This is a genomic window from Bradyrhizobium iriomotense (genome assembly GCF_018130765.1).
Lineage (GTDB): Bacteria > Pseudomonadota > Alphaproteobacteria > Rhizobiales > Xanthobacteraceae > Bradyrhizobium > Bradyrhizobium iriomotense_A.
This window is the reverse complement of the sequence record NZ_JAFCJZ010000001.1, coordinates 51,177-72,970: the sequence shown is the minus strand read 5'-3', so window position 1 is coordinate 72,970 and position 21,794 is coordinate 51,177. Positions and strand designations below refer to the sequence as shown.

20 protein-coding genes are annotated in these 21,794 nt (G+C 65.5%); 11 read left to right on the top strand and 9 right to left on the bottom strand.

The genetic code is table 11. The annotated features are described in order from the left end of the window. The first annotated feature begins 1 nt into the window (after position 1). From JQ635_RS00340 to JQ635_RS00330, 3 genes are all read left to right on the top strand, one after another. Positions 2 to 1,102: an ABC transporter ATP-binding protein gene (locus JQ635_RS00340; RefSeq protein WP_211407906.1), complete on the top strand. Its 1,101-nt coding sequence runs from the start codon at positions 2 to 4 to the stop codon at positions 1,100 to 1,102. Between the two features lie 36 nt (positions 1,103 to 1,138). Continuing rightward, the gene (locus tag JQ635_RS00335; RefSeq protein ID WP_211407905.1) at positions 1,139 to 2,128 is read left to right on the top strand and encodes a hydroxyacid dehydrogenase; all 990 of its coding nucleotides are present in this window, start codon (positions 1,139 to 1,141) and stop codon (positions 2,126 to 2,128) included. Between the two features lie 169 nt (positions 2,129 to 2,297). Beyond that, on the top strand, positions 2,298 to 2,786 hold the full coding sequence (locus JQ635_RS00330) for a hypothetical protein (protein WP_211407904.1): 489 nt from the start codon (positions 2,298 to 2,300) through the stop codon (positions 2,784 to 2,786). Between the two features lie 2 nt (positions 2,787 to 2,788). Here the strand turns inward: JQ635_RS00330 and JQ635_RS00325 are convergent, their stop codons facing one another. After that, a complete protein-coding gene (locus tag JQ635_RS00325; protein WP_211407903.1) occupies positions 2,789 to 3,286 on the bottom strand; it encodes a DUF1993 domain-containing protein in 498 nt (165 codons plus the stop codon). A 114-nt stretch (positions 3,287 to 3,400) separates the two neighbouring features. Between JQ635_RS00325 and JQ635_RS00320 the strand changes: the two genes are divergently transcribed. Together JQ635_RS00320 and JQ635_RS00315 are read left to right on the top strand one after the other, a co-directional pair. Next, a complete protein-coding gene (locus JQ635_RS00320) occupies positions 3,401 to 4,195 on the top strand; it encodes a transporter substrate-binding domain-containing protein (protein WP_211407902.1) in 795 nt (264 codons plus the stop codon). Positions 4,196 to 4,441: 246 nt separating this feature from the next. After that, the gene (locus JQ635_RS00315) at positions 4,442 to 5,302 is read left to right on the top strand and encodes a DUF2147 domain-containing protein (RefSeq protein WP_211407901.1); all 861 of its coding nucleotides are present in this window, start codon (positions 4,442 to 4,444) and stop codon (positions 5,300 to 5,302) included. Positions 5,303 to 5,309: 7 nt separating this feature from the next. Here the strand turns inward: JQ635_RS00315 and JQ635_RS00310 are convergent, their stop codons facing one another. Next, a complete protein-coding gene (locus JQ635_RS00310; protein ID WP_349631827.1) occupies positions 5,310 to 5,975 on the bottom strand; it encodes a GntR family transcriptional regulator in 666 nt (221 codons plus the stop codon). A 152-nt stretch (positions 5,976 to 6,127) separates the two neighbouring features. Here JQ635_RS00310 and JQ635_RS00305 point away from each other — a divergent pair, with 152 nt between their 5' ends. The 3 genes from JQ635_RS00305 to JQ635_RS00295 all read left to right on the top strand — a co-directional run bounded on the left by JQ635_RS00305 (position 6,128) and on the right by JQ635_RS00295 (position 11,541). Continuing rightward, positions 6,128 to 9,514, top strand: a complete 3,387-nt coding sequence (locus JQ635_RS00305; protein ID WP_211407899.1) for a molybdopterin-dependent oxidoreductase — start codon at positions 6,128 to 6,130, stop codon at positions 9,512 to 9,514. Between the two features lie 181 nt (positions 9,515 to 9,695). After that, entirely contained in the window at positions 9,696 to 11,012 is a 1,317-nt protein-coding gene (locus JQ635_RS00300) for a short-chain fatty acid transporter (RefSeq protein ID WP_349631826.1), read from the top strand. A gap of 172 nt (positions 11,013 to 11,184) precedes the next feature. Next, the gene (locus JQ635_RS00295) at positions 11,185 to 11,541 is read left to right on the top strand and encodes a hypothetical protein (protein WP_211407898.1); all 357 of its coding nucleotides are present in this window, start codon (positions 11,185 to 11,187) and stop codon (positions 11,539 to 11,541) included. A 140-nt stretch (positions 11,542 to 11,681) separates the two neighbouring features. Here JQ635_RS00295 and JQ635_RS00290 read toward each other — a convergent pair whose 3' ends face one another. Beyond that, complete coding sequence (locus JQ635_RS00290; RefSeq protein WP_211407897.1) at positions 11,682 to 12,086, bottom strand: (R)-mandelonitrile lyase; 405 nt, start codon at positions 12,084 to 12,086, stop codon at positions 11,682 to 11,684. 17 nt (positions 12,087 to 12,103) lie between these two features. Beyond that, positions 12,104 to 12,802, bottom strand: coding sequence for a ribonuclease activity regulator RraA (locus tag JQ635_RS00285; protein WP_211401871.1), 699 nt, complete (start codon positions 12,800 to 12,802; stop codon positions 12,104 to 12,106). Positions 12,803 to 13,061: 259 nt separating this feature from the next. On the opposite strand from JQ635_RS00285, the gene pxpB reads away from it, so the two are divergent. Genes pxpB through JQ635_RS00270 form a run of 3 tightly spaced genes read left to right on the top strand, consistent with a single transcriptional unit; the run spans position 13,062 to position 15,627 of the window. Then, positions 13,062 to 13,793, top strand: a complete 732-nt coding sequence (gene pxpB, locus JQ635_RS00280; RefSeq protein WP_211407896.1) for a 5-oxoprolinase subunit PxpB — start codon at positions 13,062 to 13,064, stop codon at positions 13,791 to 13,793. Then, positions 13,790 to 14,827 (top strand): biotin-dependent carboxyltransferase family protein, encoded by a 1,038-nt coding sequence (locus JQ635_RS00275; protein ID WP_211407895.1) that lies wholly within the window; start codon positions 13,790 to 13,792, stop codon positions 14,825 to 14,827. Before pxpB ends, JQ635_RS00275 begins: the two co-directional genes overlap by 4 nt. Positions 14,828 to 14,859: 32 nt before the next feature. After that, positions 14,860 to 15,627, top strand: a complete 768-nt coding sequence (locus JQ635_RS00270; protein WP_211407894.1) for a LamB/YcsF family protein — start codon at positions 14,860 to 14,862, stop codon at positions 15,625 to 15,627. 121 nt (positions 15,628 to 15,748) lie between these two features. On the opposite strand, the gene JQ635_RS00265 is transcribed toward JQ635_RS00270, so the two are convergent. From JQ635_RS00265 to JQ635_RS00245, 5 genes are all read right to left on the bottom strand, one after another. Continuing rightward, the gene (locus JQ635_RS00265; protein ID WP_035666020.1) at positions 15,749 to 15,901 is read right to left on the bottom strand and encodes a hypothetical protein; all 153 of its coding nucleotides are present in this window, start codon (positions 15,899 to 15,901) and stop codon (positions 15,749 to 15,751) included. Positions 15,902 to 16,256: 355 nt separating this feature from the next. Further along, on the bottom strand, positions 16,257 to 17,864 hold the full coding sequence (locus JQ635_RS00260) for a sulfite reductase subunit alpha (protein WP_211407893.1): 1,608 nt from the start codon (positions 17,862 to 17,864) through the stop codon (positions 16,257 to 16,259). Then, on the bottom strand, positions 17,861 to 19,642 hold the full coding sequence (locus JQ635_RS00255) for a NirA family protein (RefSeq protein ID WP_211407892.1): 1,782 nt from the start codon (positions 19,640 to 19,642) through the stop codon (positions 17,861 to 17,863). The genes JQ635_RS00260 and JQ635_RS00255 overlap by 4 nt, the downstream gene beginning before the upstream one ends. Before the next feature lie 336 nt (positions 19,643 to 19,978). Then, the gene (locus JQ635_RS00250; RefSeq protein WP_211407891.1) at positions 19,979 to 21,142 is read right to left on the bottom strand and encodes a CmpA/NrtA family ABC transporter substrate-binding protein; all 1,164 of its coding nucleotides are present in this window, start codon (positions 21,140 to 21,142) and stop codon (positions 19,979 to 19,981) included. Further along, positions 21,139 to 21,729 carry an ANTAR domain-containing response regulator gene (locus JQ635_RS00245; RefSeq protein ID WP_008564898.1) on the bottom strand — a complete coding sequence of 197 codons (591 nt, stop codon included), beginning with the start codon at positions 21,727 to 21,729 and terminating at the stop codon, positions 21,139 to 21,141. Before JQ635_RS00245 ends, JQ635_RS00250 begins: the two co-directional genes overlap by 4 nt. Positions 21,730 to 21,794 lie beyond the last annotated feature (65 nt).

Genomic DNA, 21,794 nt, shown 5'->3' with positions numbered 1-21,794 from the left:
CATGGCTGACGTTGCTTTGCGGAAGGTAGTCAAGCGTTACGATGACGTCGAAGCCGTGCGCGGCATCGACCTCGACATCGCCGATCATGAGTTCATCGTGCTGGTCGGCCCCTCCGGCTGCGGCAAGTCGACGACGCTGCGCATGATCGCCGGGCTCGAGGACATCAGCGACGGCGACATCATGATCGGCGGCGACGTCGTTAACGACGTGCCGCCGAAGGATCGCGACATCGCGATGGTGTTCCAGAACTACGCGCTCTACCCGCACATGACGGTTGCGGAGAACATGTCGTTCGGGCTGCGCCTGAAGCACTACCCGAAGGCGGAGATCAAGGCCCGGGTGACGGAAGCCGCCCGCCTCCTCGACATCACCGACCTGATCGACCGCAAGCCGAAGCAGCTCTCCGGCGGCCAGCGCCAGCGCGTCGCGATGGGACGCGCCATCGTACGCAATCCCAAGGTATTTTTGTTCGACGAGCCGCTGTCCAATCTCGACGCGAAATTGCGCGTGCAGATGCGGATCGAGATCAAGAAGGTGCACCAGAAGGTGCGCACCACCACCGTCTACGTCACCCACGACCAGGTCGAGGCGATGACGCTCGCCGATCGCGTCGTGGTGATGAACAAGGGTCGCATCGAGCAGATAGGCACGCCGAACGAGCTCTACCACAAGCCGGCGACGCGCTTCGTTGCAGGCTTCATCGGCTCGCCCGCGATGAACTTCATCCCGTGCCGGCTCGAGGATGTCGGCGGCACGCTTCAGCTCCGCCTCACCGACCGCATCGCGTTTGCGCTGCCGCCGGCCCGCGCCGCGCGCTACAACGCGCTGCCGCGCACCGACAAGCTGCTGCTCGGCATCCGTCCCGAGCATCTCACGGAGTCGCACGCGCATCTGGGTCCGGGGGTCGAGACCTTCGACACCGTGCTCGACGTCACCGAGCCGATGGGGATGGAGACGCTGGTCTATTTCGGGCTCGACGGCACGCCGGTCTGCGGCCGCGTCGATCCCAATGCCGGCGCCACGGACGGGGCTCCCATGCGTTTGGCGATGGACCTCAACAACATGCACCTGCTAAACGAAGAGACCGGCATCGTCTTGTGACGCCGGTCCAAGAAACGCGAGGCAGGCAGGGGAGCGATGGCGACCAACAAGAAGAAGATTTTCGTTACACAAACCTTGTCGCAAGGGGCACGCGCTCTCCTCACCCAACGGGACGATATCGAGCTCGTCGAGTTTTCCAACCTGATCTCCGCCAAGGACTTCGAGGCCCTGCTGAAGAGCCATGCGCCGGTCCACGGCGTCGCTCTCGGTGCCACCGCCTTCGGCGAGACCGAGCTCGAGGCATCAAAGGACATGAAGGTGGTGACCCGCATCGGCGTCGGCTATGACGCCGTCGACGTGCCCGCCCTTTCCCGCCGCAAGGTGCCGCTGATGGTGGCGGGCAGCGCCAACTCGCCCTCGGTCGCGGAAGCGGCGCTGTTCATGATGTTGACGCTCGCCAAGCGCGCGCAGGAGCTGCATTCCTGCGTCAAGGACGGCACATGGGCCGACCGGCTCGGCATGTTGCCGTTCGACCTCTACGGCAAGACCCTGCTCGTCATCGGCTTCGGCCGCATCGGCAGTCGCACCGCCAAGCGCTGCCTGGCGTTGGAAATGAAGGTCCAGGTCTACGACCCCTACAAGGGAGCTGCCGATATCAAGGCGGCCGGATGCGAGCCGGTCACCAACCTCGACGCCGCGCTGCCTCACGCCGACTTCGTCACCATCCACTGCCCGAAAACGCCGGAGACCGTCGGCCTGTTCGATGCGGCGCGGATCGGCCGCATGAAGCCGAAATCCTACCTCATCAACACGGCGCGCGGCGGCATCGTGAAGGAAGCGGCGCTCTACGACGCGCTGGTCTCGGGCAAGCTCGCCGGCGCCGGCATCGACGTGTTCGAGGTGGAGCCGCCGCCGGTCAGCAACGCGCTGTTCGCGCTGCCCAACGTCATCATGGCCCCGCACGTCGCCGGCGTCACGGTCGAGGCGGTCCAGCGCATGAGCGAGCAGACCGCGCGCAACATCCTGAGCGTCCTGGACGGCGATCCCATCCGGCAGAACGTCATCAATCAGGACGTGCTCAGCTGAGCCGATCTTCGGCGGGCGGCCCCCTCCGCCCGCCTTCGGGACGCCAGAAAGCGTCCCATTTTGGTGCAGATCGAGCCCCAACTCAGCCTTAATCAAACGCGCCTAATGTTCCCGACCGCGGCGGCAGTGGGACAGACTTGCCGGCCGCGTCGAGCTGGAGGATGGACCCTTGTCAGAGATCGACCCGACCGACCATGCGCTGGCGACCATCGCCAGCATCCTGGAGCACCCCGAGCCCGTTCTCGTCGTCCGCGATACCGAGACGGCGGCTGCCGACGAGGAGCCGGTCGCCGACGAACATCCGGCGGCCGCTGACGAGCATCCTGTGGTCGCCGAGCACGAACATCCCGTGGTGGAGGAACAGCCGCTGGTGCCGGAGCACACCGATGCCGACGGCTACAGCAAGGTCGGCCCCGGGCCGATGGTGGCGATCCGTCTCAAATGGACGGTTCATCGTGGCGACGACGGCCAGTACTACGTCCACGAGACCATCGGCGAGCAGTCAGCGCCCGTGATCAGCGGCCCGATGACGGGTGAAGCCGCGGTGCATTTCGTCGACGCGCACGAGCACGAGGCACATCGGCGCTTCGAAGAGCTGCGCAGCGAGATCGCCGGCCGCAGCTCGCTCGCCGATTACGAGCGCAGGGGCGAAGCCTAGGATTACTTCCTCCCGAGGAAATCCTTCTTCACGAGCTCGACGCCTGCGTGCCGTAACAGGTCGTAGGCCGTCGTGACGTGAAAGAAGAACTGCGGAATGCAGTTGATGAGCAGCAGCGTCCGCCCGGTAAAGGGCAGCTCGGTCCCGTCCTTCAGCCTCCAGACGACCTTTCGTTCCGCAGCCGCGTCGATCTCGGCGTGCGGCAGGCTCTCGATGAATTCAAGCGACGTCGCGATCCGCGCCTGTAGGCCGGCCATGTCGTGCTCCAGCGCCGGCAACGCGACCGGTTCGCGACCTGCCAGCAAGGCCGAGGTGACCGTGGCGTGGCGGCAGGCCTCGCCCACCTGCTGCGCGAGATCGTACATGTTCGGCGCCAGCCGCATGCCGAGCAGAACGGCCGGGTCGAATTTGCGCCTTTCGGCATAGGCCACGCCCTTGTCCAGCAGCGCGGACAGGTTGCGCAGATACGGCACGAAGAGGCCGACCGAGGCCTCGTACATCGAAATCGTCACCCCAAGCTTCCTTTCAATTCCGCCTCGCCAGCGACGGGCATCTGGTCTAAATCCAGGTCGGAGGAGCTGTACAATGACAGCTCGGGCATGGGTGGAAAAGAGATGACCGTTCGAATATCCGTTCGAGTTTTGGCGGCTTTGGCCGTGGCGCTGCTGATGAACCTTTCGGCCCACGCCCAGCAGGCGGCGCCCTCGCGCCTCGACGAGATCATCAAGCGCGGCACGCTGCGCGTCGGCATGACCGGCGACTACAAGCCCTTCACCTATCTGGACAAGGCCACGCAGCAGTTCTCTGGCTTCGACGTCGACATGGCGGAGGCACTCGGCAAGGCGCTCGGCGTCAAGGTCGAATTCGTGCCGACGGCCTGGCCGAAGCTGATGAAGGATTTCGAGGCCGACCAGTTCGACATCGCCATGGGCGGGGTATCGGTGACGCTCGACCGGCAGAAGAAGGGCTTGTTCACGACGCCGATCATGCGCGAGGGCAAGACGCCCATCGCGCGCTGCGCCGATGTCGGCAAGTACCAGACGCTTCCCGATATCGACAAGAAGGGCACCCGCGTCATCGTCAATCCCGGCGGCACCAACGAACGCTTCGCACGCGCCAACATCAAGGACGCCGAGATCACCGTATTCCCCGACAACACCGTGATCTTCGACGAGATCGCCAAGGGCAATGCCGACCTGATGATGACGGACGCCTCCGAGACACGCTACCAGCAGAAACAGCATCAAGGCGTGCTCTGCGCGGTGCATCCGGACAAGCCGTTCGACTTCTCCGAGAAGGCCTATTGGCTGCAGCGCGACACGGCGCTCAAGGCGTTTGTCGACCAGTGGCTGCACATTTCCATGGAAGACGGCAGCTACAAGAAGATCTACGCTGCCTGGTTCGACTAGGCCGTTCCGGCTCGCTCAAAACGCGTCAATACTGGACTCTGGCGCCTCGTTCCGATCTCCTCGGCACGAGGCCCAGCCGCGTCTTCCTGTCGCTTGCGTCGGCCAAATTGTGGACGGGTTCCCGGCGCATTGAACCGGAACCTGCCGGAGCACGACTCATACGGACGACAGTGATCTAGATCACTTTTTGCGATCGAGCCGGCGCGTAAGCGTTGGTGCGGGGACCATCTGTTCAGGAGATGCGAAATGAGGAAGCTGTTGGCCACGGCCGCATTCCTTTTGTTGGCGAGCACCGCTGCGCAAGCGCAGTACACCTTCGAATATGGCGGGCGCACCATCCGCATCGATCCGGACCGCGGCACGGTGCAGATTCCCGGCGTGTACGACAACACGGGCCAGGGCAAGGCCAAGAAGGCCAAGAAGAACGAGACAAGCCCGGGCCAGCAGGTGCCGCAGCAAGCGACGGTCGAGCCGCAAACGCCGGCCGCACCGGCGCCTCCGCCGGCAGCCGCAGCAGCACCTCCCGCAGCCGTGCAGGCTCCCGCGCCCGTCGTGGCCGCACCGCCTCCCGCGCCACCGGCTCCGCCGCCGCCGGCAACCGCCACTGCTGCGCCGGCCGCTACGGCTGTCGCGCCTCCGCCCGCACCGCCACCAGCTCCTGTGGAGCAGCAGGCAGCTCCCGCGGCACCGGCCGCACCGCCAGCCGCTGTTACCGTGGCGCCCCCCGCTCCGCCACCTGCGCCCGCGCCGGTCCAGTCAGCCGCCGTCGCTCCCCCGGCTCCCGCAGCCGCGCCCACGCGTGATCTCAATTCACCGCTCGGCGTCTGGCTCACCGAGGAGAAGGAAGGCAAGGTCCGCATCGAGCAATGCGGCAGCAATCTCTGCGGCTATTCGGTCGACAGCAAGTCGAACCAGAACGGCGAGCAGGTTCTGATCAACATGAAGCCCGGCAAGGACCAGAAATGGTCCGGCCGCATCCTCGATCCCAACTCCGGCTCGACCTACGATTCCACGATCGCGATGAAGGGCACCGACCGGCTGCGCGTGCAGGGCTGCGCCTTCGGCGGCATGTTCTGCGGCGGCCAGACCTGGACGCGGGTGAACTGAGCTCGGCCTAAGTCGTCGAGAGCTGCCGCTTGCGTGCGGCAGCAATCGGCTCGCGCCCAGCGCCGACCTGGGAGAGCGCTTCAACGAAGATCGGCTCCCAGGCCCTGATGTGGTGGCGCAGAAGGTTCGTCAGCGCCTCCTCTTTTCCAGCGCTCGCCAGTTCGATGATCTGGAAGTGCTCCGTTGCGGAGTCATTCTGCCGGGCAAGGCCCGCGCGCGAATTGATGCCGTAGAGGCGCATCTGATCGCGCAATCCCATCACCATCTCGGTCAGCCGCGGATTGTCGGCGGCAGCCGTCAGCAGTTGGTGAAAGCTTCGATCAGCCTCGATGTAGAGTTTCATGTCCTCGGTCCGGACCGCGCGCGCGATGTCCTCGGCCCAGGGAATGAGTTCGCTCAGATCCTTCTCCGGCTTCCGCGCAACCAGGGTTGCAGCGTGGAGTTCGAGAACCTCACGCAGATCGAACAGATTGCGAAGCTCCATCAGGGTCGGTTCGACCACCTTGAAGCCCCGGTTGCGCACGGGCTCGATCAACCCGCTCCGAGACAGCTCCAGGAGCGCCTCCCGCACGGGGGTCGTCGATACGCCAAGGCTCGCCGCCAGGGTCGGCACCGAATACATCGTGCCCGGCATGCTCTGACCGGAAATAATCTCCGCGCGCACCTGCTGCACAACCTGCTCGCGCAGATTCTGGTCCATGTCTCCTCCGCCCCAGTCGCTTGCCGCCCGATCTATCAGCACCGCTCAAAGAATGCACTTGACATGACAGGGCCCTCGACGAAGCATGTAGCGCGTTACTCTAATGCGCTACTCTTGGACTGTCCATGGCGGAACGCTATCCCGGCTATTGCACTCTCTGCCGTTCGCGATGCGGTTCCACGACCGTCGTCGAGAACGGCCGCATGGTCGCGGTGGAGAATGCGCCAGGGCACCCGACCGGCGGCGCGCTTTGCTCGAAGGGCCGCGCCGCGCCCGAGATGGTGCATAGCCCGCGCCGCCTGACCCACCCACTCCGCCGCACCGCGCCGCGCGACGCCGCCGATCCGGGCTGGGTGCAGATTTCCTGGGACGAAGCCCTCGGCGAGACCGCCGAGAAGCTCGGTCGGATCCGCAGCACCGCGGGCGCGGAATCCGTCGCCTTCGCCGTCACGACGCCGAGCGGCACACCCATGGTCGACAGCTTCGAATGGGTCGAGCGGTTCATCCGGTGCTTCGGCAGCCCCAATCTGATCTACGCCGTCGAGGTCTGCGGCTGGCACAAGGATTTCGCGCACGCGCTGACGTTCGGTCGCGGGATCGGCTTCCCCGATTACGACAGAGCGGACGTCATCGTGCTGTGGGGACACAATCCGGCGCGGACCTGGCTTGCGCAGGCGACCCGCGTCGCGGACGCGCGCCGCCGCGGCGCGCGCGTGGCCGTCGTCGACCCCAAGCCGAACGGATCGGGACAGCAGGCCGATCTCTGGCTGCGCATCCGTCCCGGGGCCGACGGCGCTCTCGCGATGGCGGCGATCCGGCATCTCATCTCGACCGGCACGTTCGATGCGGCTTTCGTGACGCGCTGGACGAACGGCCCGTTTCTCGTCGACACGCAGACCGGACGTTTTGTCCGCGCGAACGAGCTGTGGCCGGATCAGCCGCCGGAAGCGTTCGCCGTGCTGGACCGATCCGGCAAGGCGCAGCCGCACGATCCGCGCGCCGAGACGCTTGATCCGGCGACCTGCACGCTCGATGCCGAAGCGACGCTCGATGGCGTGGACGGCCGCGTGATTGCCGCGAGAACCGCTTTCTCACGCCTCGCCACTGAGGCCGCTCCCTACACGATGTCCAATGTCGCCGCGACGACCTGGCTGGATGAATCGAAAGTCGCCGCGTTCTGCGCGCTGTTCGAAAACAGTCCGAAGCTCGCCTATCATTCGTGGACTGGCGTCGGCCAGCACACCAACGCGACTGCAACCGAGCGTGCGATTGCGACCCTCTACGCCCTCACCGGCGCGTGCGACCGGCCGGGAGGCAATGTCTGGCCGGTCCCGCCGCCGACACGCACGGTCAACGACATCGGCCTGCTGCCGCCAGGACAGAAGGCAAAGGCACTGGGGCTCGACGAATTGCCGCTCGGCCCGCCCAGCCGCGGATGGATCACAGCGCGCGATTTCAGCCGCGCGGTCCTCAAGGCAGAGCCCTATCGCGTCAACGCGCTGATGAGCTTCGGCACGAACTTCGTGGTGTCGCAGGGACATTCCTCGCGCAATCGCGAGGCACTGCGCGCGCTCGACTTCCATGTGCATGTCGACATGTTCATGAACCCCACGGCCGAGAATGCCGACATCGTGCTGCCCGCCGGCATGCCCTGGGAACGAGATGCGCTGAAGATCGGCTTCGAGATCACGCAGGAGGCCGTCGAGACGATCCAGTTCCGGCCGCAGATGTTGCCCCGGCACGGCGAGAGTAAGCCAGACTACGAGATCGTCGCCGAACTGGCGCTGCGCATGGGCATGGCGGCGCAATTCTTCGGCGGCGACATCCGCGCCGGCTGGAATTATCAACTCGCGCCGCTCGGCATCACCGTAGGGGAGTTGCGCAAGCGACCAGAGGGCATGCGCTTTCCGCAGCCGTTTCACCACGAAAAATACGCCGACAAGAGGAGCGACGGAACGATCGCGGGCTTCGCGACACCGACGCGGCGCGTGGAGATCTATTCCGAGTTGATGCTCGATCATGGCTATGCGCCGCTCGCCGGCCATGTCGAGCCGGCCGAGAGCCCGATGACGTTGACCGCGGGCGAGCGGTTTCCGCTGGTGCTGACGACCGCCAAGAGCGGCTGGTTCGTCCACAGCTCGCATCGGCATGTGGCATCGCTCCGTAAGAAATCGCCAGATCCCGCCGTAGAGATCAGCAGGACGCTCGCAACGCAGCGGGGGCTTGAGGACGGCGATTGGGCGATCGTCGAGACGGCGTCCGGCCAGGTCCGGCTCCGCGTCCGCCTCAACGACGCGCTCGACGACCGTCTTGTGCTGGCCGAGTTCGGCTGGTGGGAAGATTGTCCGCCGCTCGGACGCAACGTCACGCCGCCTGCCGGTGCCGCGACCTCGAACATGAACGACGCGTTGAGCGACGGATGGCGCGATCCGGTCAGCGGCTCGGTGCCCCTGCGTGCCACGCTCTGCGACATCCGACGCGATCAGGCCGCCAATCGCGGCCGCTGGACCGGACGACGCGCCTTCTCGGTCGCGAGCGTCCGCCTTGAGGCCGATGACGTCGTCGCGATCGACCTTGCTCCAAAGGATGGCGATGCGCTTCCCGCGTACCGGCCGGGGCAACATGTCCTCCTGAGCCTGCCGGGCGTCGATGTCGCCCGTGCCTACTCACTGACCGGAAGTGGCGGCGAGAACGTGCTGTCCGTCGCCGTCAAGAAGCAGCCGTCGAGCGACGGCATCCAGCTCTCTGAGTACGTCCATCGCCTCACGGTTGGCGACGAGGTCTTCCTTGAAGTCCCCGGCGGAATCTTCACCCCGCCCTTGCAGGGAGATCGCCCTCTGATCTTTCTGGCCGCTGGTATCGGCATCACGCCGTTCATGAACCATCTCGAAGCTTTGCTGGCGCTGGCGCCGGCCGAGCGGGTCAACGACGTCCTGCTGTTCTATACGTGCCGCAATGGAAATGAGCATCCTTTCGCCACACGGCTGCGGGAGCTCGCAGAACAGCTGCCGCAACTAAAGCTCGTGACGGCGTTCACGGCGCCTCGTTCGACCGATCGGTTGCACCGGGATTACGACCATGCCGGTCGCCCGGATTTGTCGGTGCTCGATCCGCTGATCTCAAGGCGTCCTCTCGTCTATCTCTGCGGTTCGCCGGACTTCACGGCCACAATGACCGAGCGCCTCGTCGAACGCGGTCTTCCTCGCTTCGACATCTTCGCCGAAGCCTTCGCGTCGCCGCCCGAGGTGCCGGCGACGCTGGCGCCGCAGACGGTTCACCTCGCCGGCAGCGACACGAGCTTTGTCTGGTCGCCCGAGCTGGGCACGCTGCTCGATGCCGCGCATGCCGCGGGCGTGCCGCTTCCCAGCGGCTGCCGCGTCGGCCAGTGCGAGAGCTGCGCCATGCGCATCGTCGACGGCCAGGTCGCACAGCTCGGCAGTGGCGACAGTTCGGCCGAACACTGCCTGACGTGTCAGGCCGTGCCGCTCTCGGAGCTCACGCTCGCGCTCTGACCACGCATCAACACGTCCAACCACAACCGTCACTGCCAAATTGGGGGCTGATCATGACCACTGTTTCCGGAGACTCTCTTAGCGACAATGTGCCGAGCGAGGCCAACCTGCTGGCGAGATTCTCGCAGCGTCTCGTGGAGAGCGCTGGTTTCCGGACGCCTACGTCTTCGTCCTCATCGCCGTGATCGCGATTGCGATCGGCACGATCGTGCATGGCGGATCTCCGCTTGCCGTCAGCCGCGCGTTCGGAGACGGCTTCTGGAATCTCATTCCGTTCACGATGCAGATGGCTCTGGTCGCGATCGGCGGCTACGTGGTGGCGATGTCGCCGCCCATCGCGGCCGCGCTCCGGCGGCTGGCCGCCGTGCCGTCGACCGGACGCGGCGCGGTGGTGTTCGTCGGGGTCCTGAGCATTCTGCTCTCGCTGGTCAATTGGGGACTGAGCCTCATCTTTTCCGGCCTGCTGGTGCGCGAAATTGCGCGGCGTACGGATATCAAGCTCGACTATCGCGCCGCTGGAGCTGCCGGCTATCTCGGCCTCGGCTGCGGCTTCACGCTCGGCATCACCTCGTCGGCCGCACAGCTTCAGGCCAATGCCGCCAGCATTCCGGGCTCGCTGCTGCCCATCACCGGCGTCATCGGGTTTTCCGAGACCATCCTGACCTGGCAAAATCTGCTGACGACCGTCCTCGTCACGGCCCTCTCGGCCGTCATCTGTTATCTGACCGCGCCGAACGCGGCCGAGACCAAGACCGCGGAGGATCTCGGCGTGTCGCTCGAAGACGACACGATCAAGCCCAAGGCCCCGGCCCGCCCCGGCGATTTCCTCGAGTTCAGCCCGATCCTGACGATCCTGATCGTCGTCCTGGCCCTCGGCTGGCTGTGGCAGACCTTCCAGTCCGGCAATCCGCTCATCACGCTGTCGGGCCTGAACACCTACAATTTCGTCTTCCTGATCCTCGGAATCCTGCTGCACTGGCGTCCGCGCAGCCTTCTCGAGGCGTTCTCCAAGGCAATGCCGAGCGTCTCGGGCGTGCTGCTGCAGTTTCCCTTCTATGCCGGCATTGCCCAGATGCTCACCAAGGTGCCCAACGCCAAGGGCGTGACGCTCTCGGACACCATCGCGCACTGGTTCGTCGATGCGTCCGCCAGCTCGACCGTGTTCTCCTTCCTGGTCGGAATCTATTCCGCGGTGCTCGGATTCTTCATTCCGTCCGCTGGCGGCAAGTGGATCATCGAAGCCCCCTACATCATGAAGGCCGCGAATGCCGTCGGCGCGCATCTGGGCTGGACCGTCATGGTCTACAACATCGCCGAGACGCTACCGAACTTCATCAATCCGTTCTGGATGCTGCCGCTGCTCGGCATCCTCGGATTGAAGTCGAAGGATCTGATCGGCTACACGTCGGTCCAGTTCTTCATCCACTTCCCGATCGTGATGATCGTGGCGGCGATCCTGATGTCGACCTTCACGTATCATCCGCCGGTCCTGCCCTGAGGCTGCGGACAAGCGGACCATCGGCAGCGGGTCGCCCCGCTGCCGATCTGTGCTCTTGCGCACAGAAGAAATGGCCCAAGCCCTGAACAGCCGGGTTACGGCGTGACGCCTCTCACATCGCCCGCCCCGGCCCCATGCCACGATGCGCAAGGTTCAACCATCGAGGCGTGCCATGAACGGCATTCGCAGAGCTCTCTTCGCTACCCTTGTCGCCATCGCCTTCCCGCTGACGCAGGCTGATGCTGCGACAAGCACTTTCGACGGCACATGGAATGTCCGCATCTCGTCATCGAGCGAGACCTGCGGCAACGGCGCAACCGTCGCGATCGGCATCAACAACGGTCAGATTGCATCAAGCAGCGCCGCAGTGAACGCCTCCGGCCGCGTGGCGGATGCCGGCAGTATCAACGTCACCTTGAGCACCGGCATCAAGCGCGCGGTCGGCTTCGGCCACCTCAGCGGCACCTCGGGCTCCGGCACGTGGCGTGGTGCCATGTGCACGGGCACATGGACGGCGGAGAGGATGTAAGATTCCGTGTCCCGGACGCGGCGCGGCATGAAATGACGCGACGCTGGGCCGGGACCCAGCACTCTTTGTCACCACAAGACTCTGGGCCCCGGCTCGGCGACGCATCGCCATAGGCGATGCGTCTTGTCCGGGGCACGAGACTAGCCGACCGCCGCGCCGTACTCCGCGTCCGTCACCGGCTCCAGCCAGGTCGAGTACACGCCGTCGAGCGCTTCCTGCATGGCGATGTGGCACATGCCGTTGGTCGGCGAGGCGCCGTGCCAGTGCAATTCACCCGGCGGAATCCACACGGTGTCGCCGGGGCGGATCTCGCGGATCGGCCCGCCCTTAGACTGGACGCGGCCGACGCCGGAGATGACGTAGAGCGTCTGCCCGAGCGGATGGTGGTGCCAGTTGGTGCGTGCGCCGGGCTCGAACGCAACGCGCGAGCAGTTCAGCCGTGCCGGCGCGGGCGCCATGATGACGGGGTCCTGCCACACGGTGCCGGTGAAGTGTTCCTTGGGCGCGCGGCGGGTCGGCCGCGTGCCTGCGACGGTGATCTCCATGGGGGTCCTCTCTTCCGTTATTTCTTGCTGGCGGCGTAGCGCGCCTTGGTCTCGGCGTTCATGGGATAGAGGCCCGGCAGCACCGCGCCGTTGTTCACCTCGTTGACGATCCAGGCTTCCATGCGCTCCTGCTCGACGCCCTCGGCGAGAACGTGGTCGAGCATTGCCTGCGGGATCAGCACGCAGCCGTCCTGGTCGGCGACCACGATGTCGTTCGGGAAAACGGCAACGCCGCCGCAGCCGATCGGCTCGCCCCAGCCGACGAAGGTCAGGCCCGCGACCGACGGCGGCGCGGCATAGCCGTCGCACCACACCGGCAAGTTGGTGCCGAGCACGCCCTCGACGTCACGCACCACGCCGTCGGTGACGAGCGCGGTGACGCCGCGCTTGACCATGCGCGCGCAGAGGATGTCGCCGAAGATGCCGGCATCGGTGATGCCCATGGCATCGACCACGGCGATGCAGCCGTCCGGCATCGCCTCGATCGCGGTGCGGGTCGAGATCGGCGACGACCAGGATTCCGGCGTCGCCAGATCCTCACGCGCCGGCACGAAGCGCAGCGTGAAGGCAGGTCCGACCAGGCGCGGCAGGCCCGGGCGCAGCGGACGCGCGCCGCGCATCCAGACATTGCGCAGGCCCTTTTTCAGCAGGACCGTGGTGATGGTGGCAGTGGTGATGCCGGCGAGGGTCTTGCGGGCTTCGGGGGACAGCGACATGGACGAGAACGAGCTCCGGATAGGCGGGAAAAGAACGGGCGCATCTTGCGAGCCGGGCGCTTTCCGTCAAGGGCCAAAAGACCCATAAGAATGCAGGGCCGCAGCGCCGTTATGCGACGCGATAACAAGGCCTTATCGCTTGCCCCAGCATTAATTTATTGGACTTGCGGGCGCATTTACGCGAAGCAGGGACACGCGGAACTCAACGCTGAGCCCGCGTTTCCCGAGAAGCCCGATTTCGACAGCGCTTTGACAGCTCATGGCCGCGACGCTTCCCCCGCCCCGCCTTCTGCCCAGTGGCGACAGTGCCGTCACGGTCGAGTTCAGCCGCACCATCGATGACGACGCCAACCAGCGCGTGCTCGCGCTCGACAAGGCACTCGCAGCGAGCCCTATCGACGGCATCACCGAGACCGTGCCGACCTATCGCTCGCTGCTCGTTCACTACGACCCCGGCAAGATCGGCTTCGACGCGCTTGGCGAGAAGATCCTACCGATCGCCACGCGGCCACTGCCCCCCGCGACCAAGGCGCGCCGCTGGCGCATTCCCGTCGCCTATGGCGGCGAGCATGGCATCGATCTCGAGGACGTCGCCAAGGCGCTCAACACCACGCCTGATGACATCATCGCCCGCCATGCGGGCGGCGACTACAAGGTCGCGATGATCGGCTTCACGCCGGGCTGGTCCTATCTCAGCGGCCTCGACAAATCCCTGCACATGTCGCGGCGGCAGTCGCCGCGGCTGCTGACGCCGGCCGGCACGATCTCGATCGGCGGCATCCAGGCCGGGATCCAGTGCCTGGCCGCCCCGAGCGGCTGGCACCTGCTCGGCCGCACGCCTGTCAGAACCTATCAGCTCCACCGCAATCCGACCTTCCTCACCGAGCCCGGTGATCGCGTGACGTTTTTCGCCATCGACCACAAGACGTTCGAGGACATGGACCGCGCCGCCGAGGCCGGCGAGATCGTCGCCGAGCAGGTGGTCGCATGAGCCGCTTCGTCGTCGCCAGCATCGGCCCTGCAAGCTCGGTCCAGGACGGCGGGCGCCACGGCGCACAGCGCTACGGCCTGACGGTCAGCGGTGCCATGGATCGCCTGTCGCTCGCGGCGGCGAACACGCTCGTCGGCAACGAGCCGCTCGCGGCCGCGGTCGAGATCGGCCCGTTCGGCGCTACCTTCACCGCCCGTGACGGCGCGGTGCGCGTCGCGATATCAGGTGCTCCGCGCAACGCTGATGTCGCCGGGAAACCGGTGGCCATGGACTCATCAGTGACGCTGAAGGATGGCGAGACGCTGACGCTGGGCTTTGCCCGCGGCGGCGCCTTCACCTATCTCGCGCTCGAAGGCGGCATCAAAGGTGAGCTGGTGTTCGGCAGCCTCGCGGTGAATGCCCGCGCCGGTCTCGGCAGCCCCTACCCGCGCCCGCTTCAGGCCGGCGACGAGTTCACCGTCGATGCCGCGAGCGGTGCGCCGGAACTGCGCATCGAATTGCCCAAGCCAGTGAGCGGTCCGATCCGCGTGCTGCTGGGGCCACAGGACGACGAGTTCGACGATGCCAACAAGGCGTTGTTCCTTGAGAGCGAGTGGAAGATCTCGGCGACATCAGATCGCATGGGCTACCGGCTCGAGGGCCCGGCGATCAAGCACCTGCACGGCCACAACATCGTCTCCGACGGCACGGTCAACGGCAGCATCCAGGTGCCCGGCAACGGCTCGCCGATCGCGCTGATGATGGACCGCGGCACCTCCGGCGGCTATCCGAAGATCGCGACCGTGATCACGGCCGATGTCGGCCGCCTTGCGCAGACCTCGGCGGGAACCGCGTTCCGCTTCAAGCAGGTCAGCATGGCGGAGGCGCAGGACGAGGCACGCAAGTTCGCCCAGTTGATCCGCAACCTCCCTGACCGCCTGCGCTCCTCCGACACCGTCGAGCTCAACATCGAGGCGCTCAGCGATGCTAACGTTGCCGGCTACGCGGTGAGCGCCGTCGACGCCGGAACATGGCAGGTCACGGCGGAACCGTAAGCGGCAGCAAGACCAGAAGCGGAGAGCAACCCATGAAGACAATCGATCTCAATTGCGACCTCGGCGAAGGGTTTGGCGCGTGGGAGATGGGCAACGACGCCGCGATGATCGAGCTCGCAAGCTCGGTCAACGTCGCCTGCGGCTTCCACGCCGGCGACCCCGACATCATGCGCCGGACGGTCGAACTGGCGAAGGCGCGCGGCGTCTCGGTCGGCGCGCATCCGGGCTATCGCGATTTGCACGGCTTCGGCCGGCATCCGATCGCGGGTCTGAAAGCCTCCGAGATCGAGAACCTCGTCGCCTACCAGATCGGCGCTTTGCAGGCGATCGCGACCGCGGCCGGCCACAAGGTCACCCATGTGAAGGCGCATGGCGCGCTCTCCAACGTCGCCTGCGAGGACGACATGACGGCGAAGGCGATTGCCGCCGGCATCAAGGCGGTCGATCCCAGCCTGATCTTCGTCGTGCTCGCCAATTCGAAGCTGGTGAAGGCCGGCGAGGACGCCAACCTGCCTTTGGTGCACGAGGTGTTCGCGGACCGCGCCTATGAGGACGACGGCAACCTCGTCTCGCGCAAGAAGCCCGGCGCCGTGCTGCACGATGCGAAGATGATCGCCGATCGCGTGGTGCGCATGGTGCAGGACGGCGCGGTGGTGTCGGTGACCGGCAAGGTCATCAAGATGCGCACGGACACGGTCTGCATCCACGGCGACACGCACGGTGCGGTCGAGATCGCGCGGACCTTGCGTCAGGCGTTGAAGGCTGCGGGGATCGAGGTGGCGCCGTTCAAGCGCGGGTGAGGCGCGCTCGGTGCAGTAGGGTGGGCAAAGCGAAGCGTGCCCACCACATCGATCTCGTCTGTTGAGAGATGGTGGGCACGGCGCGCGAAGGGTGCGCCTTTGCCCGCCCTACGAGAGCTCGTCAGAACGGGTGCACCGAGAGCGTGCCGAACACGATCGCGGCAATGACGGCAAAGGCGCTGTAGAGCGCCAGATGATGGGCGCTCGCCCCGGTGCGACGCGAGAGCGAGCGCGCGTAGAAGTGCAGTCTGGCTTCCGCCGATAGTTCGCGCATGGTCGATCTCCAACGCCCCATTTGCGGGAGTATGAAGGATCAACCCTGGCGGGAGGCAAGACGGTGGTGGAAATAGCGATGAAGGTCCTCCTACGAGGCCCCATCGCAGGCGTAAATTCTCCCCGCCCCCGGGTTCCGAGAATCTTATTCGTTAGGATTCGAGCCAGTTGGAACCGCCGCGGATGACGGTGGGATGACAGTCGGGCTCACGCCTTCAGCTCTCGTAGGGTGGGCAAAGCGAAGCGTGCCCACCACTTAGGGATGGTGGGCACGGCGCGCGAAGGGCGCGCCTTTGCCCACCCTACAGCACCGAGCAAAGTGGCAACGGGTTTCCTCACCCTGGTCCCGTCGCAGCTTAGTAGACGTCAGCCTGGAAGCGGCCGGTCTTCTTGAGTTCGGCGACGAAGCTGACGGCCTCATCGGTCGAACGCGCGCCGAACTGGGCGACGATGTCGACCAGCGCACGCTCGACGTCCTTGGCCATGCGCTTGGCATCGCCGCAGATGTAGAGATGCGCGCCTTCGGCGAGCCAGGTCCACAATTCGCGACCGACCTCGCGCATGCGGTCCTGCACGTAAAACTTCTTCTCGCCGTCGCGCGACCAGGCCAGCGACAACCGGGTCAATTGACCCGAGGTCTTCATCGCATTGAGCTCTTCCTGGTAGAAGAAATCGCAATCGCTGCGCTGATGGCCGAAGAACAGCCAGTTCTTGCCGGGCGCACCGGTGGCCTTGCGATCGAGCAGGAAGGCGCGGAACGGCGCGATGCCGGTACCGGGGCCGACCATGATGATCGGCGTCTTCGGATCCTGCGGCAGGCCGAAATTGTGCGCCTTCTGCACATAGACCTTGAGCTTGTCGCCTTCAGCGATGCGCTCGCCGAGGAAGGTCGAGGCAACGCCGATGCGCTTGCGCTTGCCGATCATGTAGCGCACGGAATCGACCGTCAGCGACAGTTTTCCCGGCGTCGCATTGTGCGAGGACGAGATCGAGTAAAGCCGCGGCTGCAGCGGCTCCAGCGCCTCGACGAACGCTTCGGGATGCGGCCGCGTGCCGGAAAACTTCTGCAGCGCCGCCATCACGTCGAGGGTTGCGGCATCGCCATCGGGATCCTCGCCCTGCGCCAGTGCCCGCGCCTTCTCGCGCTGCGCGCCGCCGGTGATGAAGGAGATCAGCTCGAACAGCGAGTCCGGCGCCGGCGACAGCGAGACGTCGTCGATCAGCACCTCGCGCAGCGTCTTGCCGTTGACCTTGGTGGTGTGGGAGGCGCCGAGCAGCGCGATGATCTGGTCGACGAGACCGACATCGTTGCGCGCGAACACGCCAAAGGAGTCACCGACCACGTAGTCGAGCTTGCTCGCGGAGAGATCGAACTCGATGTGATAGGTCTCCTTCTCCGACTTCCCCTTGTTGAGAAGACGGCGCGACACGAACGTCGCCTCGGTCGGATTGTCGCGCGAGCGGCCGGGCTCTGCGATGGTCACAGTCACGGCGGGCGCGGCCACCGCGTCCGTCTTCTCAGGTGCTTTCGCGGCGGGCGCCTTGTCGAGTTCCTCGTAGAGCGACTTCAGCATCCGCGCGGTTTCCTTGCCGCCGGGAACGCAGAGATTGAGCCGCGCTTCGCTGCGGCTCGCGATCGCCTCCGAATAGTCGTGGCAATTGTAGCCGCACTGACCGCAATCCTGCTGCGCCATCGCCGCCATCATCTTGCGGCGGACGGGACGTCCCTCGGCGAGCTTCATGCGGTCGGCGATCGGCATGGTCTGGTCGTGCCATGGCGCTTCGCCGTCGTCGCCGTCACCGGCCTGCATGACGGCCGCGCCCTGCTCCGCCGACAACGGCGTTGCGACGTCAGGCGACAGCAGTCCGGCAAAGAAGCCGTTCAGCCAGGAGCGCTGCGCGTCGGAGAACGGCGCGCTGGCAGGAATGATATCGAGTTTCGGCGGAGGCGTGATCTGGTTCATGCGGACACCTGTGCATCGGCAAGCTTGCGCAGTGTTTCGCCGTCGTGGCGGCGCGCAAAGGAGAGGAAGGTTTCGTCGGGCGAGGCGCGATGGGCGAGATAGGCCTTGAGCAGCGCCTCGACCGTCTTCGGCGCGTCCTCGGCCTTGAGGTCGTGATAGACCTCCTGCCCGACATCGGCGTCGGGGCCGAACCCGCCGCCGGTGAAGAGGTGATAGCCCTCGACCGTATCCTCCTCATTGACCGGCACCCGCGCTCCGATCAGGCCGATGTCGCTGATGTAATGCTGCGCACAGGAATGGTGGCAGCCGGTGACATGAATGTTGACCGGCTTGTCCATGGCGACGCGCGGCTCGCACCAGTCGCCGATCTCGGCCGCGTTGCGCTTGGTGTTGGAGGCCGCGAAACGGCAGCCGGCGTTGCCGGTGCAGGCGATCAGGCCGGCGCGGATATGCGAGGCCTCGACCGCGAGCCCGATCTGCTTGATCGCGGCAATGGCGAGCTCGACATTCTCGTCGCGCACGCCGGAGATCAAGAGGTTCTGCCAGACGGTCAGGCGGATCTCGCCGTCGCCGAGGTCGCGCGAAACCTTGGCAAGGCCCCGCATCTGGTCGCAGGTGAGCTTGCCGAGCGTCAGCGACACGCCGATCCAGTTGAGGCCGTCCTGCTTCTGCTTGTGCACGCCGATATGGGCCATGCGATCCGCGGCGGGCCGCGGGAGAAACGCCTCTTCCGGCACGCGCGTGAACGGCGTCTTCAGCCGCTCCTCGACCAGCTTGAGGAAGCCGTCATGGCCCATGGCATCGAGCACGTATTTCAGCCGCGCCTTGTTGCGGTTGGTGCGGTCGCCGTGGTCGATGAAGACCCGCACGATGGCATCCGCGACGGCGGTCGCCTGCTCCGGCTTGACGATGATGCCCGAATATTTCGCAAAATCCTTGTGGCCGGTGATGCCGCCGAGGCCGAGCCGGAACCAGACCCCGGGCTCCACGCCGAAACCGTCCTTCACCTCATAGGCCGTGAAGGCGATGTCGTTGGTCTCTTCCAGCACCGCGATCTTGCCGGCGCCGTCGAAGGCAACGTTGAACTTGCGCGGCAGGCCGTAGAGCGAGCGGTCGTTGAGGATGTGGTAGTGCCACTCGCGCGCATAAGGCCGCGTGTCGATAATTTCCTGCGGATCGATGCCGGCAGTCGGCGTTCCCGTGACGTTGCGGATGTTGTCGGCGCCGGAGCCGCGCGAGCACAGGCCGAGATCCTGGATGCCCTCGATCATCCTGATCGCGTGCTTCGGCGGGATCTCGCGCAGCTGGAGATTGGCGCGGGTGGTGACGTGGCTGTAGGGACCGCAGAGCTCGTCGGCGAGATCGGCAAGGCCCGACAGCTGCCACTGCTTCATGATGCCGTTCGGAATGCGCAGGCGGCACATGTAGGAGTCCTGCGTCGGCGCGACGTAGAAGATGCCGTAATAGCGCCAGCGGAAATTATCCGCCGGGCTCGGCGGGGTGTTGTCGAGCGCCTGCTGGCGAAGGCGCGGATAGGCATCGAAGGGATGCTCGTCGCGCTTGAACTTCTCCTGGTCGGCGAGCTTCTTGCCTGCTGCGATGACCTTGTCCTGCGCCTTGATATGCACAGCGTCGGGACCGGTCGGCTCGGCATTCGCCTTGCCGCCGCCACCGCCAAGGCCGCGACCGACGCGGCTGATCTGCAGGCCGGTCGTGAAGCCTTCGAGATAGCGTTTCTGCTCGTCGGTAAAGTCGACTGAGAGCGTATCGATTTTCATGGTCGGTAACGAAGCTCCTGCGGCCACCTCAGTGGGATCGACGGATAATTGCGCGACCCGCGGGACACTCAGCTGGCTCAAGAGCCTGCTTCGCAACCCGACGGTCCAATCAGCTTCGTTGCTGTGGGACTTGGCTCAGCAGGCACCAATGACAAGCTGGCCGCAGTGCAACATACAAGTTGCGTGCCAGCTTTCACGAAAGAGAAAATCTATATTTTTCAATGGAGTACGGGCACCCCCGGAAAGTACGGGTCCCGGAACTCACTCGAAATTCGAGCACTCGGCCCAAAATTTAGCCGCTGCCGCCCATCGCCCAAAAACGATGCAGGAGACGAATCAGGCCTTCCAGCGGCCGACCTCGAAGGCCTCGAGGTGGCCCCGGATGTTGTCGGGATCGAAGGCGGGTCCGGCGAACGCACCGAAGGCCGCGGGCGCCTCAGTGGGCGGCTGGCGGCCCACGGCTGCGTCGTAGAGATCCGGCCTGAACACGGCCATGGCCGTCTTGACGCCGTCAGGCGTCAGCGCCGTCTGCCCCCAGCGCACCATCTGGGCATAGAGCCAGGCGGCCTGGACCGGCTCGGGGCGCCCTGCCCCTTCGCGCCCAACGAGGAGGTAGCGGCCGCTTTCCCGGAAGGTGCCGTCCGGCGAGATCTTCAGGCGTCCCGTGAGGGTGCGCTGGATGACCTCGGCATCGACGCCGATCCGCTCCGGCTGGGCCAGGATCTGCGCTGCCTCAGCGAGGTTCGCAGGCTGCTCGATGAACTCGGCGCCCTTCACGGCCGCACGCACCAGGCTAGCGACCACGTCCGGATTCTTGTCGGCCCAGACCTGGCGGACGGCCAGCACCTTTTCCGCGGCGCGCACCAGGATGTCGGAAACGAAATGCAGGATGTGGCCGATACCGAGATCGACTGCGACTGAATTCCAGGGCGCGCCGACGCAGAATGCATCGACGTGGCCGCTCTTGAGGCTGTCGACCATGTAGGGCGGCGGCAGCACCACGAGACGCACGTCCTCATCGGGATCGACGCCGGCCGCCGCCATCCAGAACCGCAGCTGGTAATTGTGGGTCGAGAACGGGAAGGTCATGCCGAAGGTCAGCGGATCAGCCCCGGCCCGGCGGCGCTTGGCGACCACCTTCGCCAGCGCTTTCGCGGTGACAAGCGGATCGAAACGGTCGCCGTCGATCTCCTCCATCAGCGCGGCATGCAGTGTCGGCGACACCGTGATCGCGTTGCCGTTGATGCCGAGATTGAAGGGCGCGGCGATCGGCACCTTGACGTGGCCGAGCCCGAGCGAGGACGCGATCGCGACGGGCGCGAGCAGATGTGCCGCGTCGAACAGGCCGATATTGAGCTTGTCGCGCACGTTGGACCAGGACACCTCGCGCACCAGCTCGACGTCGAGCCCTTCGGCGGCGGTAAATCCCTTGTCGACGGCCACGATCAGGGCTGCGGCATCGACCAGCGGGATGAACCCGATGCGGAGCGGTCCAGTCATTTCAGCATCTCCGATGCGGTGATGATCGACTGGGCGATCTCGCCGATTTTCTTCTTCTCGCGCATCGCAGTCGAGCGCAGCAGCACATAGGCCTCGTCCTCGGTGAGGCCCTTCACCTTCATCAGGATGCCCTTGGCGCGCTCGATGATCTTGCGGTCCTCGAGCTGCGACTTGGTGCGCTCGAGCTCCTCTTGGAGCTTTGCGAAGGCATTGAAACGGGACACGCAGAGGTCGAGGATCGGCTTGATGCGCTCCTTTTTGAGGCCATCGACGATGTAGGCCGATACCCCGGCTTCCACCGAGGCCTGGATCGAGGCTGAATCGCTCTGGTCCACGAACATCGCGATTGGCCGCTTCACGGCGCGGCTGACCTGGAACATCGCCTCCAGCACGTCGCGGCTGGGGTTTTCCAGATCGATCAGGATGATGTCGGGGTCCACCGCATAAATTCGGGCCAAGAGGCTCTGCATCTCGCGGATATGGACGACCTGGGTGAATCCGGCCTCCCGCAACCCCTCCTCGAGGATCGCAGCCCGGATCGGGCTCTCGTCGACAATCACGATTTTGGGCGACTGTTCGGCGCTCATGGCTCACTCACGGCAGGTGATTCATCCATAGCACGCCCGCGGGCCATGCAAAGGGTTGTAATTAT

Excerpts from the sequence above, each read along its gene's own strand:
- JQ635_RS00340 (WP_211407906.1), top strand. The coding sequence starts at position 2 with ATGGCTGACGTTGCTTTGCGGAAGGTAGTCAAGCGTTACGATGACGTC.
- JQ635_RS00335 (WP_211407905.1), top strand. The coding sequence starts at position 1,139 with ATGGCGACCAACAAGAAGAAGATTTTCGTTACACAAACCTTGTCGCAA.
- JQ635_RS00325 (WP_211407903.1), bottom strand. The coding sequence starts at position 3,286 with ATGTACGAGGCCTCGGTCGGCCTCTTCGTGCCGTATCTGCGCAACCTG.
- JQ635_RS00320 (WP_211407902.1), top strand. The coding sequence starts at position 3,401 with ATGACCGTTCGAATATCCGTTCGAGTTTTGGCGGCTTTGGCCGTGGCG.
- JQ635_RS00315 (WP_211407901.1), top strand. The coding sequence starts at position 4,442 with ATGAGGAAGCTGTTGGCCACGGCCGCATTCCTTTTGTTGGCGAGCACC.
- JQ635_RS00305 (WP_211407899.1), top strand. The coding sequence starts at position 6,128 with ATGGCGGAACGCTATCCCGGCTATTGCACTCTCTGCCGTTCGCGATGC.
- JQ635_RS00295 (WP_211407898.1), top strand. The coding sequence starts at position 11,185 with ATGAACGGCATTCGCAGAGCTCTCTTCGCTACCCTTGTCGCCATCGCC.
- JQ635_RS00290 (WP_211407897.1), bottom strand. The coding sequence starts at position 12,086 with ATGGAGATCACCGTCGCAGGCACGCGGCCGACCCGCCGCGCGCCCAAG.
- JQ635_RS00285 (WP_211401871.1), bottom strand. The coding sequence starts at position 12,802 with ATGTCGCTGTCCCCCGAAGCCCGCAAGACCCTCGCCGGCATCACCACT.
- pxpB (WP_211407896.1), top strand. The coding sequence starts at position 13,062 with ATGGCCGCGACGCTTCCCCCGCCCCGCCTTCTGCCCAGTGGCGACAGT.
- JQ635_RS00275 (WP_211407895.1), top strand. The coding sequence starts at position 13,790 with ATGAGCCGCTTCGTCGTCGCCAGCATCGGCCCTGCAAGCTCGGTCCAG.
- JQ635_RS00270 (WP_211407894.1), top strand. The coding sequence starts at position 14,860 with ATGAAGACAATCGATCTCAATTGCGACCTCGGCGAAGGGTTTGGCGCG.
- JQ635_RS00265 (WP_035666020.1), bottom strand. The coding sequence starts at position 15,901 with ATGCGCGAACTATCGGCGGAAGCCAGACTGCACTTCTACGCGCGCTCG.
- JQ635_RS00260 (WP_211407893.1), bottom strand. The coding sequence starts at position 17,864 with ATGAACCAGATCACGCCTCCGCCGAAACTCGATATCATTCCTGCCAGC.
- JQ635_RS00255 (WP_211407892.1), bottom strand. The coding sequence starts at position 19,642 with ATGAAAATCGATACGCTCTCAGTCGACTTTACCGACGAGCAGAAACGC.
- JQ635_RS00250 (WP_211407891.1), bottom strand. The coding sequence starts at position 21,142 with ATGACTGGACCGCTCCGCATCGGGTTCATCCCGCTGGTCGATGCCGCA.
- JQ635_RS00245 (WP_008564898.1), bottom strand. The coding sequence starts at position 21,729 with ATGAGCGCCGAACAGTCGCCCAAAATCGTGATTGTCGACGAGAGCCCG.